13 protein-coding genes and 4 tRNA genes are annotated in these 15818 nt (G+C 49.3%); 3 read left to right on the top strand and 14 right to left on the bottom strand.

Translation table 11 applies throughout. The features are described 5' to 3' along the window. Positions 1-239 precede the first annotated feature (239 nt). The 12 genes from gloA to EQP46_RS04575 all read right to left on the bottom strand — a co-directional run bounded on the left by gloA (position 240) and on the right by EQP46_RS04575 (position 8778). Positions 240-656, bottom strand: coding sequence for a lactoylglutathione lyase (gene gloA, locus EQP46_RS04630; protein WP_129492516.1), 417 nt, complete (start codon positions 654-656; stop codon positions 240-242). A gap of 120 nt (positions 657-776) precedes the next feature. Further along, on the bottom strand, positions 777-1418 hold the full coding sequence (gene nth, locus EQP46_RS04625) for an endonuclease III (protein ID WP_129492515.1): 642 nt from the start codon (positions 1416-1418) through the stop codon (positions 777-779). A 22-nt stretch (positions 1419-1440) separates the two neighbouring features. After that, positions 1441-2133: an electron transport complex subunit E gene (locus tag EQP46_RS04620; RefSeq protein WP_129492514.1), complete on the bottom strand. Its 693-nt coding sequence runs from the start codon at positions 2131-2133 to the stop codon at positions 1441-1443. Then, positions 2130-2762, bottom strand: a complete 633-nt coding sequence (rsxG, locus tag EQP46_RS04615) for an electron transport complex subunit RsxG (RefSeq protein ID WP_129492513.1) — start codon at positions 2760-2762, stop codon at positions 2130-2132. Before rsxG ends, EQP46_RS04620 begins: the two co-directional genes overlap by 4 nt. Beyond that, positions 2759-3820, bottom strand: a complete 1062-nt coding sequence (gene rsxD, locus EQP46_RS04610) for an electron transport complex subunit RsxD (protein WP_129492512.1) — start codon at positions 3818-3820, stop codon at positions 2759-2761. Before rsxD ends, rsxG begins: the two co-directional genes overlap by 4 nt. A gap of 2 nt (positions 3821-3822) precedes the next feature. Next, entirely contained in the window at positions 3823-6435 is a 2613-nt protein-coding gene (rsxC, locus tag EQP46_RS04605) for an electron transport complex subunit RsxC (protein WP_129492511.1), read from the bottom strand. After that, positions 6432-7016, bottom strand: coding sequence for an electron transport complex subunit RsxB (gene rsxB / locus EQP46_RS04600; protein ID WP_129492510.1), 585 nt, complete (start codon positions 7014-7016; stop codon positions 6432-6434). Before rsxB ends, rsxC begins: the two co-directional genes overlap by 4 nt. Then, positions 7016-7597 carry an electron transport complex subunit RsxA gene (rsxA, locus tag EQP46_RS04595; protein WP_017009631.1) on the bottom strand — a complete coding sequence of 194 codons (582 nt, stop codon included), beginning with the start codon at positions 7595-7597 and terminating at the stop codon, positions 7016-7018. The genes rsxB and rsxA overlap by 1 nt, the downstream gene beginning before the upstream one ends. Before the next feature lie 333 nt (positions 7598-7930). Beyond that, positions 7931-8006 (bottom strand) — tRNA-Asn (locus tag EQP46_RS04590). A gap of 182 nt (positions 8007-8188) precedes the next feature. Then, positions 8189-8264 (bottom strand) — tRNA-Asn (locus EQP46_RS04585). Between the two features lie 181 nt (positions 8265-8445). Beyond that, positions 8446-8521 (bottom strand) — tRNA-Asn (locus EQP46_RS04580). A 181-nt stretch (positions 8522-8702) separates the two neighbouring features. Next, positions 8703-8778, bottom strand: a tRNA-Asn gene (locus tag EQP46_RS04575). A gap of 933 nt (positions 8779-9711) precedes the next feature. Between EQP46_RS04575 and EQP46_RS04570 the strand changes: the two genes are divergently transcribed. Next, a complete protein-coding gene (locus EQP46_RS04570; protein ID WP_194956713.1) occupies positions 9712-10485 on the top strand; it encodes a class II aldolase/adducin family protein in 774 nt (257 codons plus the stop codon). Between the two features lie 66 nt (positions 10486-10551). Next, complete coding sequence (locus EQP46_RS04565; protein ID WP_129492508.1) at positions 10552-11727, top strand: mandelate racemase/muconate lactonizing enzyme family protein; 1176 nt, start codon at positions 10552-10554, stop codon at positions 11725-11727. A 105-nt stretch (positions 11728-11832) separates the two neighbouring features. Here EQP46_RS04565 and EQP46_RS04560 read toward each other — a convergent pair whose 3' ends face one another. Then, a complete protein-coding gene (locus EQP46_RS04560; RefSeq protein ID WP_129492507.1) occupies positions 11833-12678 on the bottom strand; it encodes an amidohydrolase family protein in 846 nt (281 codons plus the stop codon). Between the two features lie 2 nt (positions 12679-12680). After that, the gene (locus tag EQP46_RS04555; RefSeq protein WP_129492506.1) at positions 12681-13409 is read right to left on the bottom strand and encodes an SDR family NAD(P)-dependent oxidoreductase; all 729 of its coding nucleotides are present in this window, start codon (positions 13407-13409) and stop codon (positions 12681-12683) included. 193 nt (positions 13410-13602) lie between these two features. On the opposite strand from EQP46_RS04555, the gene uvrB reads away from it, so the two are divergent. Further along, entirely contained in the window at positions 13603-15627 is a 2025-nt protein-coding gene (gene uvrB / locus EQP46_RS04550; protein ID WP_129492505.1) for an excinuclease ABC subunit UvrB, read from the top strand. Positions 15628-15818: the final 191 nt, after the last annotated feature.

Below are 15818 nucleotides of genomic sequence, written 5' to 3'. Positions count from 1 at the left end.
GTAGAGGTTGTATCAATATTGAGACGGTAATTAAAGCCTATCAGACAAAATGCGTTTATGCGGTTTTCATTCAAAAATTGAATATAGAGCAGGTTGGGCAAGGTCGGTATGAATGCATCGAGGGGGAAGGATGTTGAATGAAGTGGATGGATAACAAAAAGAGAAAAGCCATGCGGATTCGTTATCAGCATGGCTTTTAAAGATGGAACGTTAAGCGTTTGGGAAGGCGAAAACCTTGATTATTTCCCTAGACCGGCAGACGCGCTCTTGTTTTGAATAAGCTCGATTTTATAGCCATCAGGGTCTTCAACGAAGGCGATTTCGGTTGAGCCGCCTTTCACTGGGCCTGGCTCACGTGTGATGTTTGCGCCCGCTGCACGCAGGGCGTCACAGGTCGCATAGATATCATCAACACCAATCGCAATGTGGCCAAATGCGGAACCGTGCTCATACTCAGTGGTGCCCCAGTTATAAGTAAGCTCAATCACTGCGCCTGTTGATTCATCACCGTAACCCACGAACGCGAGCGTGTACTCGTATTGCTCGTTCTCGTTTTTACGTAGAAGTTGCATGCCCATTACATCGGTATAGAAGCCAATTGAACGATCCAAATCGCCAACGCGGATCATGGTATGCAGAATACGACCGTTGCTCATGTTGCTCTCCTTTATTGTATTTTTCACTGACAGCGACAGCCCTTTTTAGGTTGCCTCTGCCAACTATGATTCATCCAGAATGCCTAAGAGTGAGGTTTACCCTTTTCGATGAGGGCGAGATTATTCGTCTGGGTAGATTTTGTCTTTAAATTCACAAAGATCTTCAATCACACAACTACCACAACGTGGCTTTCTTGCGACGCAGGTATAGCGCCCATGCAGAATGAGCCAATGGTGGACATCCACTTTGAATTCTTTTGGCACGACTTTCAGCAATTTTTCTTCTACCTGATCGACATTCTTGCCCATCGCGAACTTGGTGCGGTTAGATACGCGGAAGATATGGGTATCGACAGCGATGGTTGGCCAGCCGAATGCGGTGTTAAGTACCACGTTTGCCGTTTTGCGGCCGACACCGGGTAACGCTTCTAACGCGTCGCGGTCTTCCGGTATTTCGCCACCGTGCTGCTCAACCAAGATACGGCATGTTTTGATGACGTTTTCGGCTTTTGAATTAAACAACCCAATGGTTTTGATATAGTCCTTAACACCATCAACGCCCAAGTCCAAGATGCTTTGCGGTGTATTGGCAACCGGATAAAGCTTATCGGTCGCCTTGTTGACGCTTACATCCGTCGCCTGTGCAGATAGCAGTACTGCGATCAGCAATTCAAACGGAGATGTCCAATTTAGCTCGGTTTCTGGGTGCGGGTTTTCGGCGCGAAGGCGCTCTAATATCTCAACACGTTTTTGGTTATTCATTCTTCATCCGTAAAGCGTTTTTTTAATCTGCCGAGGTGATGCGCACACGTTCGATCACGGCTTTTTCTTTTGGCTGTTTCTTCGCTTGGCGTTCATCCAACACGTTCTTCGCAGCAATCAAGAAGCCTACGGTTAAGAAAGCACCGGGAGGTAGCATTGCCAGCAAGAATGCACTGTCGAAGTGGAACACTTCAATGCGCATGCCCGCCGCCCAGTCACCAAGAAGGCGGTCTGCGCCATCAAATAAGGTGCCGTTACCTAGAATCTCACGAATCGCGCCGAGCACGACAAGCGATGCAGTCATGCCCATGCCCATCCAAAAACCGTCGAGCGCAGAGGGTAATGGCGTGTTTTTAGACGCAAAGGCCTCAGCACGACCAATGATGATACAGTTGGTCACGATCAGTGGGATAAAGATACCCAACGATTGATACAGGCCAAATGCATAGGCGTTCATGAGCAGCTGCACACAAGTAACCAATGATGCAATGATCATGACGAAGATCGGGATACGTACCTCTTTCGGCACCCACTGGCGAACCAACGAAACGATAAGATTCGAGCCGACAAGGACCAACATGGTCGCAATACCCAATCCCAGCGCGTTGGTGACGGTGGCGGAAACCGCTAGCAGAGGACATAAGCCTAGAAGCTGCACCAATGCAGGGTTGTTGTTCCACAACCCGTTTTTCATCAATTCTTTGTTTTGACTCATGATGCATCTCCACAGTCACGAGGTTGGCGAAGGATTTGTTCTTGATGTTGGCTCACATACCATGCCGCTTTTCGGGCTGCACCGACAACCGCTCGCGGCGTGATGGTGGCGCCCGTGAACTGGTCAAATTGACCGCCATCTTTGAACACGGCCCAACGTTTGTCATTCGCGTTTTCAAGCGTTTTACCACTGAACGACAATACCCAATCAGACACGTTTAAATCAATTTTATCGCCGAGACCGGGTGTTTCGTTGTGCTGAAGTACGCGAACACCTAATACGGTATTGTTTGTATCCACGCCAACGAGCACCTTAATGGCACCGTTATAGCCATCTGGCGCGATGGCTTCGACTGCCATTGCAGTCGGCTCACCGTTTTTACTGGCGAGATACACGGGCATGGGTTCATCTGTGCCAAGGTCTGGGCTTGTCACTCGCGTACAGGTTTGTGCCAATGGGTTGTCATGAATATCAGTTGGAATGACTTGATTCAGTACCTCTAGCAGCTGCAAGCGTTGCTGTTCGGCAATGGTGTCTTCTGTCAGTGAGTGAGTCACCGCCACTAACCCTGTGGAAAGCAGCGCAGCGAGTGCCAAAATCGCACCGTTGTTTCTCATTGCGCGGATCATTTGCTTTCCTTCTTATAGCCGTAGGTGGTGGGTTTGGTGTAGTAATCGATCAACGGCACGCACATATTTGCAATCAGAACAGCAAATGCGACGCCATCTGGGAAACCCCCAAAGGTACGGATGAGGTAGATCAACATGCCAATCATGGCACCAAATACCAATCGGCCTTTGGTTGTGGTGGATGCCGAAACAGGATCGGTTGCGATGAAAAACGCGCCCAGCATGGTTGCACCTGAGAACAAGTGAATAAGCGGGGTCGCGACAGCGTCAGGGCTGATGGCATAGCCAAAAACACTAAACATAAACAAAGTAACGAGCATGGCTACTGGGATCTGCCATTGAATAACGCGCTGTTTAAGAAGCACTAATCCGCCCGCGAGGAAGGCAAGGTTAACCCATCCCCAGCCGAGTCCAACAAACGTGCCGAATACGGGCTCTTGAACCGCTTCAGATGCAGTTTTACCGGCTAACAATGCTGTTTTTACCGTGTCTAACGGCGTCGCCATGGTGATGCCATCTACGGTATGACGCAGTTGGTCAACGCTGAATCCATCTGTGCTTAGCCCGGTTAGCACGGTCGATACGCTGTCCATGAAGCTTAATGGCTGCGCGATCAGCGAAGAAGGTGGGAGCCATGTCGTCATCTGTACCGGGAAAGAAATCAGCAAGACAACATACGCCACCATGGCAGGGTTGAAAGGGTTTTGCCCCAATCCACCATAGAGGTGCTTGGCTATCACAATGGCAAACAGTGCGCCAATAACAGCAATCCACCAGGGCGCGAATGGCGGTACCGCGATACCAATGAGTAAACCTGTGAGTAACGCGGAATTGTCTTGTAAATAGCGTTTTACTGGGCGTTTTCGCAGGGCAACGATAGCCGCCTCAGCCAACATGGCCGTGACAGAGGCAATGGCGATTTGCAGTAAAACACCCCAGCCAAAGAAATAACAAAGTGCCGCAATGCCTGGAAGCGTACAAAGGATCACCATCATCATGATGTCGCTGGTACTTTTGCGGTTGTGGCTGTGCGGGCTACTGGCAATAAAAAAGGCCACGTTTATTTATCCTCTTCGTTTTTCTTTATCTGTGCTGCTTTGCGTGCTTTTGCACGCGCAATGGCAGCAGCAACAGCCACTTTTTTCGGATCGATATTTTCAGCGACCGGTTCAACCGTCTCAGGCTCTGCAGATGCGCTGTCTGTTTTCGTGGCTTCTGCTTGTTGCGCAGCTTTGCGTGCTTTCGCACGGGCAACGGCGGCAGCAACTGCCGCTTTTTTCGGGTCGATATCTTCAACGACTGGTTCAACAGACTCAGGCTCTGCAGATGCATTGTCTGTTTCCGCGGCTTCTGCTTGTTGCGCAGCTTTGCGTGCTTTCGCACGGGCAACGGCGGCAGCAACAGCCGCCTTTTTCGGATCGATCTCTTCAACGACCGGCTCAACCGTCTCAGGCTCTGCAGATGCGTTGTCTGTTTCCACGGCTTCTGCTTGTTGCGCAGCTTTGCGTGCTTTCGCACGGGCAACGGCGGCAGCAACTGCCGCTTTTTTCGGATCGATATCTTCAGCGACCGGTTCAACCGTCTCAGGCTCTGCAGATGCGCTGTCTGTTTCCGTGGCTTCTGCTTGTTGCGCAGCTTTGCGTGCTTTCGCACGGGCAACGGCAGCAGCAACAGCCGCCTTTTTCGGATCGACATCCGCCGTGCTTTCATCTTCTGACGTTTGCGGTGTGTCAGCTTGTTGCGCTTCTTTGCGCGCTTTAGCCCGAGCAATGGCAGCAGCAACAGCGGCTTTTTTCGGATCGACGTCAGCTGCGCTTTCTTCTTTTGCTGCTTGCGGCGCATCAGCTTGTTGTGCATCTTTGCGTGCTTTAGCACGAGCAATGGCGGCAGCGACAGCCGCTTTTTTCGGATCTACATCTGTAGCGCTTTCGCTGGCATTCACGTTCGATGTTTCAGCCTGAGCCGCTTGCTCTGCTTTGCGCTCACGAGCTTGGCGTTTACGCTCTTCGCGCAGTTTCTTCATCTCGCTGTTATCAGGTTCGGCTTGGCCACTTGCTGCAGCTTCAGCTTGTTTCGCTTTTGCTTTTGCAATGGCCGCCGCGACAGCAGGTTTAACAGCCGTTGCAGCACTGCCTTGTTCTGACTTCGCTTTCACACGTGCAATCGCAGCGGCGATAGCGTCGCCATCACCGGATTTCTCCATCGCCTTACGACGATTTTCTGCGGCCTCTTTGTGGCGTGCTTCGCGTTTTTCTTTCTCGCGCTCCATGCGCATTTTTTTCGCTTCGAAGCGTTCACGCGCGCGTTCTGCGGCCACCGCTTCCGCATTTCGATGACGAATTTCTGCTTTTGCTTGGCGGTAGTACTGCACCAAGGGAATTTCACTTGGGCAAACGTACGCACAAGCGCCGCATTCAATGCAATCGAACAGGTTATATTCCTCGCACTTATCGAAGTCTTGGTCTTTTGCATACCACTGGAGTTGTTGAGGCAGCAAAGAGGCAGGGCAGGCTTCTGCACAAGCACTACAACGAATACACGCCATTTCGCCTTGTGAAGGTGCGATTTCGCGGCGGCTTGGAACCAATACGCAGTTAGTCACTTTGGTGACGGGCACATCCGCATGCGGGACGGTGAACCCCATCATCGGGCCGCCTATGATCAAACGTTCAAGGCGCTTATCTTGTTTGTAACCGTGTTTTTCAAGCAGGAATCGCACCGGTGTGCCAAGCAATACCCAGCGGTTACGTTGTTCTTCGAGTGTCGTGCCCGTAAGCGTTACTACGCGTTGAATCAATGGCTCACCATCAATGATGGCGCGCTTGATCGCGTGAACGGTACCGATGTTTTGCATCAGCACACCAATGGCGGCAGGGATCCCTTTCGCGGGCACTTCTTTGCCCGTGATCAGTTTAATGAGTTGCTTTTCACCGCCAGACGGGTACTTCGTCGGCACCACTTGAACGATGATGTTTTTCTTGTCACCAATCGCATGCTTTAGCGCGGCAATGGCTTCTGGCTTATTGTCTTCAAGCGCGAGCACTGCCAGTTTAGGCTGCACAATGTGTTGAAGGATTTCGACGCCTTGAATGATTTCATCGGCGTGTTCCTGCATCAAACGATCGTCAGCGGTGATGTAAGGTTCACATTCGGCGCCATTGATGATCAAAATTTCTGTGCGCGCGAGGCCTGTTTGCAATTTACGCGCAGAAGGGAAGCCAGCGCCACCCATGCCTGCGATGCCCATCATTCGAACATGATCGACCAGTGCGTCTGCAGCCGTGTCTTGGAAATTGTCGATGGGAGATTTGTCACCCCATTGATCTTCGTCATCAGGACGAATCACCAAGCAGGTATCGCTCAAACCAGATGCATGCGCAATCGTACGAGATTCAATGGCTACCACTTCGCCAGATGTCGGCGCGTGAACGGGACAAGATTGTAGAGAGTCTGATTTCGTCAGAGGTTGCCCTTTAAGCACGCGGTCACCGACGTTCACCAATACCTGACCTGCAGAACCAATGTGTTGTTTCAGTGGCAGAACAATTTCATTCGGAATGGCGATCGGAATGATGGATTGCTCGCTAGATTGACGCTTGTTTTCTGGCGGGTGAATGCCGCCATGGAAATCCCAGACCTGCCCATGTTTAATTTGTTCAAGTAACGCGATCATGCTTGATTAACTCCTTTCGCACTGTCGGCATGGAGTTGAACAACAGGAATTTGATTGAGCTGCCATTTCCAATTTTCTGGGGTGGTTTGAACCGGGATCATTTCTATACAGTCAGTAGGGCACGGCGCGACACAAAGATCACAACCCGTACATTCATCTTTGATGATGGTATGCATGGCTTTGGTGCTGCCAATGATGGCATCCACCGGACATGCTTGAATACATTTGGTGCAGCCAATGCAATCGTCTTCGTGAATAAACGCGACAGTTTTTAGGCTGGTTTCTTCATCATGCGCAGACTCAGTGGCTTCAACGCCCATTAGGTCGGCGAGCTTCACAATGGTCGCTTGACCGCCTGGCGGGCATTTATTGATGTCGTCACCGTTGGCAATTGCTTGCGCATATGGGCGGCAGCCAGGGTAACCGCATTGGCCACATTGTGTTTGTGGAAGAATGGCATCGATTTGATCGACGATCGGATCGGCTTCCACTTTGAAACGAATAGAAGCAAAGCCAAGCAAAATACCAAAAACGGCAGCAAGGACGGCGATAGCAAGTACCGCAATCAAGATTCCGGTCATTACAGTTTCACCAAACCAGTAAAGCCCATAAAGGCAAGAGACATGAGGCCTGCGGTGATCATGGCGATAGACGCACCTTTGAAAGGTTGAGGCACATCTGCTGCTGCGATGCGTTCGCGCATTGCGGCAAACAGGATAAGAACCAGCGAGAAGCCCGCGGCTGCACCGAAGCCATAAATAATGGATTCAATAAAGTTATGTCTTTCATTGATATTCAGCAACGCCACACCGAGAACGGCACAGTTTGTCGTGATCAATGGCAGGAAGATGCCTAACAGGCGATAAAGTGTTGGGCTTGTTTTGTGCACCACCATTTCCGTGAACTGCACGACAACGGCAATCACAAGAATGAAACTGAGTGTGCGCAGGTACTCGATGCCTAGAGGCTCAAGTACGTATGTTTCCACAAGGTAGGCGCTTACAGATGCGAGTGTAAGCACAAAGGTCGTTGCGAGACCCATGCCGATAGCGGTTTCTAGCTTCTTCGATACACCCATAAATGGGCATAAGCCAAGAAACTTAACCAGCACAAAATTGTTCACCAAGACGGTGCCGACAAGAAGCAATAAATACTCAGTCATGCCATTCTTCGAATATTTTAAAGAGATCTTTATATTATCGGACTTTGGCGCGTCTATAACAACTGATAGGCGGAAGGGTTTTTGATGAAAATGACCATAATGGTCATTCTTTATGCGACTTACTGCCGACTTTACACCGTATCAATAAGCCAGCAACAATTTCACGCAAGAAGAATTAAAGTGCAGATAACAAAAAACCCAGCTAAAAAGCTGGGTTTTTTGTTTAAACGTGGCTCGCCCTGTGAGACTTGACGGGGCCGCCTAGGCTTGCGACATATCGCGAAGCGATATACTCAAACCTGTGATTCGTTCTTCAAACAAAATCACGAAAAGTGGCTCCCCCTGCAAGACTTGAACTTGCGACATACGGATTAACAGTCCGCCGTTCTACCGACTGAACTAAGGGGGAACAGATTGTGTGGTTTGGTACACATCGCGAAGCGATACACCCAAACCGGTGATTCGTTCTTCGAACAAACCACGAAAAGTGGCTCCCCCTGTGAGACTTGACGGGGCCGCCTAGGCTTGCGACATATCGCGAAGCGATAAACTCAAACCCGTGATTCGTTGTTAGAACAAACCACGATAAAGTGGCTCCCCCTGCAAGACTTGAACTTGCGACATACGGATTAACAGTCCGCCGTTCTACCGACTGAACTAAGGGGGAACAGATTGTGTGGTTTGTAACACATCGCGAAACGATACGCTCAAACCGGTGATTCGTTCTTCGAACCAATCACGAAAAGTGGCTCGCCCTGTGAGACTTGACGGGGCCGCCTAGGCTTGCGACATATCGCGAAGCGATATACTCAAACCCGTGATTCGTTCTTCAAACAAACCACGAAAAGTGGCTCCCCCTGCAAGACTTGAACTTGCGACATACGGATTAACAGTCCGCCGTTCTACCGACTGAACTAAGGGGGAACGGATTGTGTGGTTTGGCACACATCGCGAAGCGATATGCTCAAACCTGTGACTCGTTCTTCGAACAAATCACGAAAAGTGGCTTTCCCTGTGAGACTTAACGGGGCCGCCTAGGCTTGCGACATATCGCGAAGCGATACACTCAAACCAGTGACTCGTTCTTCGAACAAATCACGAAAAGTGGCTCCCCCTGCAAGACTTGAACTTGCGACATACGGATTAACAGTCCGCCGTTCTACCGACTGAACTAAGGGGGAATTTCTCAAAGCGGGGCGAATCTTAGCTATCACCCTGATGGCTGTCAACACCAGAAACAGCACATTTTGCTGTTTTTAAATCATCTGATTATTCGGCGATCAGACTTGGCTGTTTTTTTGTTCTGTCGACGCAATATGGGGCGAATTTTCTTTTGGATCACTCGGCATAGAAATAATTCTGGGTGTGCTGATGGTGCACAATTTCTTTCGAAGGGATGGAAACAGAGGCAATAACCTTTGCGTTATCTTTGCACTTTGGGCGCACGCTCATTTGCCATATTGAGGCTAGGTAAAAACGGAAAGACTTAGATTGGTTAAAAAACGAACGCCTGCATAGCGGGAGATTTGTCAACGTGGCTCTTTTGGGTGAATTTCCCTGATAATCGGCGAGAGAAAACTTTGTGATGCAGCTCTCATTGCCTGTTTTGATGTGTGATAGCTCTATTTCAGTGACTTTGATTTAAAAATGGATTGACTTTGATGAGTGCTTTTAGTTTCTGGCTTGGCAAAGGTTACCCACAAATTCTGTGGATAACTATGTTAATCACGGCATTTATCCCCTAAATAGCGAAGGCCGTTCGTGAGCCTTTCAGTTGTCTTTCTCTTTGTTATGTGGAAAAGCCCCGATCACACAGCATGTTGCAACACCTATGTAACCAACGGATCCTTTTCATTACAAAATGGAGTTGTACACATGGCAGCTCTCTTTTAAAGTGATGAAAGGATCAACAAAGAGGTCTCTAACCTCTTTCTCTTTCACCTATCTTCTTTCTTGTTAATCAACCCTGTTCCATTTTTTTGCGTGTTGATTTGCAGCACTTGGCCAAGTAGTAGAAGCTAAGTGATAGAAGCAAGGTGAAAGAAGCCAAGCAACTATGCATACACAACCAGAAAATACTTAAACAAACAGACAGTACGCGCAAACAAAAGGACATGATTGTGGAAGCCCTACCTAAATTAGCCCTCAAAGGGAAAGTCAGTGATGTTGAATGGCAGCAGCGTGTCGACTTGGCTGCGTGTTACCGCCTTGTCGCGGATATGGGGTGGGGAGATCTCATCTATACCCACCTTTCTTTACGTATTCCTGATACGGACACTTACCTCGTTAATGCGTTTGGCGTTGCATTTGATGAAGTGACCGCATCAAACCTTGTGAAAGTGGATTTAGACGGCAACATTCTTGATGACACGCCTTTTAACATTAACCCGGCAGGTTTCACGATTCACAGTGCGATTCACGAAGCACGTCCCGATGCTCACTGTGTGATTCATCTACACACAAACGAAACCATCGCGGTCGCGACACAGAAAGACGGGTTAAAGCCGCTTAGCCAATATTCGATGTTTTCCCTGCCGTCGTTGTCTTACCATGCGTATGAAGGCTTGGCGGTTAACGATGCCGAAAGAAAACGACTTCAAAATGATTTAGGCGACACCAACCATATGCTGTTGGTCAACCATGGCGGACTCACGTTAGGGCCCTCGGTGGGGGATGCCTTCATGCGCTTTTATGACATGCAACGAGCGTGTGAAGTACAGTTGATGCTTCAAGCCGCGGGTCAAGATGTGGTCGCGGTGCCGCAATCCATTCAAGACAATATCTTTGCACAAGCAAAAGTCGTGCATTCTGGGACGACGGGAGGGCAAAAAGCTTGGCCTTCTTTACTGCGCAAAGCATGGCGACTCGACCCAAGCTTTATGGAATAACAATCTATACCCAAACAACCTGAGGGTGCGCGGGTCTAGAAATTGACGAATTCAAGGAGAGAATAAATGAAAGTCACGTCAGTAGAAGTGTTTGATATCCATTGTCCAGAGCGCCCACCGTGGAATCCGGTGTTTGTGCGCATTCATACTGACGAAGGGATCAGTGGCGTCGGTGAAGCGGGTTTGGCTTACGATCTTGGCCACAGTGCAGCTGCACACATGATCAAAGAAATGGCAGAGGCCTTCTTAATTGGCCATGACCCTTTCCAAACGGAACAGCTTTGGGCGCGTATGTTGCGCGAAAGCTTCTGGGGTTTGGGCGGCGGACCTGTGGTTTATGCCGCGATGAGTGCCATTGATACAGCGTTGTGGGACATTAAAGGCAAAGCGTTGAACTTGCCTGTCTACCAACTTTTGGGCGGTAAGGTGAATGACAAGCTTCGTACCTATGCCTCTCAGCTTCAATTTGATTGGGACAAAGACTTCAAAGCGCTTTCAAAGCCAGAAGAATACGCGGAAGCGGCATTAAAAGCTGTTGCTGAAGGCTATGACGCGGTGAAAGTTGATCCGATCATGTACGACAAAGATGGAAACACCTACTACGAACGCACGAAGATTATCTCGCGCGCCGAAATGAAACTTTACAGAGCGCGAATGAAAGCCATTCGTGACGCCGTGGGCGATGAAGTCGACATCATCTTCGAATGCCATAGCTTACCAGGTGCAACAACGGCGATTCAGTTGGGTGCGATTGCAGAAGAATTTGACTGCATGTACTACGAAGAGCCCGTGAATTACCTCAACCACTCATTGCATGCGAAAGTGGCAGACAAGGTCAATGTACCGATTGCGGGGGGCGAGCGCCTTTACAACCGCTGGCAGGTGCGTCCATATCTTGAAGACCAAAGTGTCGATGTGTTGCAGCCAGACATTGGTCTCTGTGGTGGTTTCACAGAAACCAAAAAAGTGTGTGATTACGCCGATATCTTTGATGTTCGCATTCAAGCTCACGTATGCGGTGGCCCTGTGGCAACGGCGGCGTCATTGCACCTTGAAACGGCCATTCCTAACTTCTTGATTCACGAGCACCACACCTATGCGATTAAATCGTGGAACCGTGAATTGTGCCTTCAAGATCCGCAGCCGAAGAATGGCTTCTTTGAAGTTTCTGAGGCGCCGGGCATTGGCATTGAGTTGAACGATGAGATTGTCATGCGTTCGCCAAGGTTGACGATCAAATAGGTTTGGTCGCACTCATTACGCCGTGCTCAATATTGAAAGCCCCTGCCAATTTGGCGGGGGCTTTTTGTTTAATGTGGCGAAACCGTCGGATTGATGCAGTCTGAATTAGAACCGATAAAACTGTCGAGCATTGGCAAAGCAGAGTTTCTCCATCACTTCTTTTGTGAATGGCAAAGAAGCATATTCCTGCCACACATCTTTATATGCCATGCGCAGTTCGCTGAGCGGGAAATTGCTCGCGAGCATGACTTTGTCTTCGCCAAACCAATTCATCAGTTCTGTGACGCGGTTAGCCACGGCTTCTACTGAATACGTGCGGTTTGTCATCTCCCAGCCAGAGGCTTTGACATACACGTTAGGTTGAATGGCGAGACTTTGGAGATTCTTAGCCCATTGCTCACTGTCGTTTTCTGGTGGGAAACCAGCATGGCTGTAAGCAATACGCAGTTTGGGGGTTTCATTGCAAAGAGACAGAAAGGCATCCATTGCGTTGGAATCAGCGCCGTCAAACTGTGCCTCAAAAATCAGTGCGGCATCAGCGATCACGCGAAGGTTGCTGATAACTTGCGGGTCTCGGAGTAATTGTGCTGCATCTTCATCGAGTATGTGGCGAACACCAGCCACTGATTTGTGACGCCGCAATTTCGCTAGGTGTTGGGTGAACGCGTCTGGCGATAACGTCAGGTCGACACAGCCGATGCTTCGAAAAGGTGCGCGTACTGTTTCTTCCAACCACGCAATCTCACGCCAAGGGGCGTCATTGTCAAAGCCCGCTTCCACGTGAAGAAATCCTTCGATCTTGTGACCGTCGTTTAAGATCAAATCGGATTCACACCAATCACGACAGAGGGTGTCCTTGTCGGCCCAATGAGGCGGATTTCCCGCCCTAAGCCAACCGTATTTCCCACGCTGTAAATCAATAAGATGGAGATGAGCGTCAATTATTCGCATTATTATTGTGCCGTATAGCCGCCGTCTGCGGCATGTAAACTGCCCGTAATAAAGCTGGCTTTATCACTGGCCAAGAATACAACCAAGTGGGCAATCTCTTCTGGTTGAGCAATTCGCCCTAATGGTTGAAGTTTGCCTTCTTCTTTATGTATTTCTGCTTTATCTGCACCAGACCGTGCGCAGTAAGCATTTATTGCATTGTGGTAAAGCGGCGTTTCCGTTGTGCCAGCGCATACTGCATTGGCGCGAATATTATATTTGGCGTAATCAATGGCGGTTGTTTTCGCCATTGATGCGATTGCGTGCTTACTTAAGTTGTAGGCAAAAGAGTTAGGTTTCGCCACGGTACACTGATCTGACCCGAGCAAAACAATGCTACCTTTTTCAGCCACTTTCATCGCTGGAAGGCATGCGCGAATAGCGTGATATGCGCCTTTAACATTGATGTCTAACACGCGGTCCAAATCAGCTTCTTCGGTGTTTTCAATGGTCGAACTGAAGTGAATCCCCGCGTTGCACACGAGTGCATCAACTTGGCCTTCGTTGTCCAATAGGGTCGTCACCGCGTGTTGAACGGCCGCCGCATCTGTTACGTCACATGCCAGCCAATGTCCTTTTGGGCCTTCTTGGCGATCGGCGTTATACACGACGTACCCTTCTTCAATGAAGCCTTCGACAATGGCGAGACCAATGCCTGCTGAACCGCCTGTCACGAGTGCGACTTTTTTCATTTTTATTTTCCTCAACACTGATGCGCTACGTATGCGCGAGATATTTGGATCATCCTTGGTAAAAAAAATATGTCAATAAAGGCGAGGGAGGGGAAAAAGCGAAGCCGTTGATGCACTTGCTGGCTTTGTCAGTTGACTTACCTCAGCGAGGGCGCAAAATGAGAGGTTTGGTAATCATTGTCACGGACGCGTCATGGGCAAGACCTTCAAACTGCATTCCCCATTTAAACCCTCAGGTGATCAGCCGACGGCCATTAACCAACTTCTCGATGGCTTAGACTCCGGTCTCGCGCACCAAACGCTATTGGGGGTAACGGGGTCAGGTAAGACATATACCATCGCGAATGTGATTGCGACGGCTGACAGGCCGACCATGATCATGGCACCCAATAAAACCTTGGCAGCGCAGCTGTACGGTGAGATGCGAGAGTTTTTCCCGGAGAACGCCGTCGAGTATTTCGTGTCCTACTACGATTACTACCAGCCTGAAGCCTATGTCGCTTCCACCGATACCTTCATCGAAAAAGATGCGTCAATTAATGAGTATGTCGAACAGATGCGTCTGTCGGCGACCAAAGCGCTCTTGGAAAGACGCGATGTCATTATTGTTGCTTCGGTTTCTGCGATTTATGGTTTGGGTGATCCTGATTCTTACTTAAAGATGATGTTGCACTTGCGCCGTGGTGATGTGATTGACCAGCGCAGCATATTGCGCCGCTTGGCAGAGATACAGTACACGCGCAATGACCAAGCCTTCACACGCGGTACGTTTCGTGTGCGTGGTGAAGTGATTGATGTTTTCCCTGCGGAATCTGACCGTGATGCTGTGCGCATCGAGCTGTTTGATGACGAAGTTGAAAATATCAGCATATTCGACCCACTCACGGGTTCAATCTCTGAACGAAACTTGCCGCGCTGTACGATTTATCCAAAAACGCACTACGTAACGCCGAGAGAGCGCATTCTTGAAGCGATTGAACACATCAAAGAAGAGTTGGTTGATCGCAAGAAAGTCCTGCTCGACAACAACAAGCTCATTGAAGAGCAGCGCATTTCGCAACGTACGCAATTTGATATCGAAATGATGACGGAGCTGGGGTATTGCTCTGGCATCGAAAACTACTCGCGCTATTTGAGCGGTCGCGCGAATGGCGAGCCGCCTCCGACCTTGTTCGACTACTTACCCTCTGATGGCTTGCTGATCATTGATGAATCGCATGTGACCGTGCCGCAAATTGGCGCGATGTACAAAGGCGACCGATCGCGCAAAGAAACGCTGGTGGAGTATGGGTTCCGTCTTCCATCCGCTCTCGACAATCGTCCAATGAAGTTTGACGAATTTGAAGCGCTTGCGCCTCAGAGCATTTATGTGTCTGCAACGCCTGGGAAATATGAGATCGAAAAATCAGATGGCGAGGTTGCCGATCAGGTCGTGCGCCCAACAGGCTTGCTTGACCCATTGATTGAAGTTCGTCCTGTGGCAACTCAGGTGGATGATCTGCTGTCAGAGATCCGAATTCGAGAGAAAATTAACGAACGCGTATTGGTCACAACGCTGACCAAGCGCATGGCGGAAGATTTGACCGAATACCTTGAAGAACATGGTGTTCGTGTACGCTATCTGCACTCGGACATTGATACCGTTGAACGTGTCGAAATCATTCGCGATTTACGCCTGGGTGAGTTTGATGTCTTGGTGGGTATTAACTTGCTTCGTGAGGGCTTGGACATGCCAGAAGTCTCTTTGGTGGCGATTTTGGATGCTGACAAAGAAGGCTTCTTGCGTTCTGAGCGTTCATTGATTCAGACGATTGGTCGTGCGGCAAGGAACTTAAACGGTAAAGCCATACTCTATGGTGACAACATTACCGGTTCAATGCGCAAAGCCATTGACGAAACCGAGCGTCGTCGCGCTAAGCAGGAAGCGTATAATGAAGAGCATGGCATTACGCCACAACGCTTGAACAAGAAGATCATGGATGTGATGGAAATGGGCGGCAAGCGTAAGTCGCACAAGCCAAAAGTCAGCACAAACTTGAAAGCCGTTGCAGAGGCGGATGCGGAATACAGCACCAAGTCACCACAACAAATCGACGCGCAGATTCAGTTGCTAGAAGGCAAGATGTACGAAGCTGCACAGAATTTGGAGTTTGAAACGGCGGCATCACTGCGTGATGAAATAGCGACGTTGCGGAATTTGTTTATTCAAAACAGCTAAAAAAAAAGCCAACCGTAAAGCATTCGGTTGGCTATCTTGTTTCAGTGAACGAAGTGCTCACAAACAACGTCAGTTGGCTAGGTGACCCCGAAGGGTCAATGTATATAAAGCACATACCGTGCCAGCTTTGAAAATCCAATAATCAGTCAATATATTGAGGATTTTGTTCATTTCTTTGCAAAACCTTTTGC

The organism is Enterovibrio baiacu (assembly GCF_004120195.1).
Lineage (GTDB): Bacteria > Pseudomonadota > Gammaproteobacteria > Enterobacterales > Vibrionaceae > Enterovibrio > Enterovibrio baiacui.
This window is presented reverse-complemented; position numbering and strand designations above follow the sequence as displayed.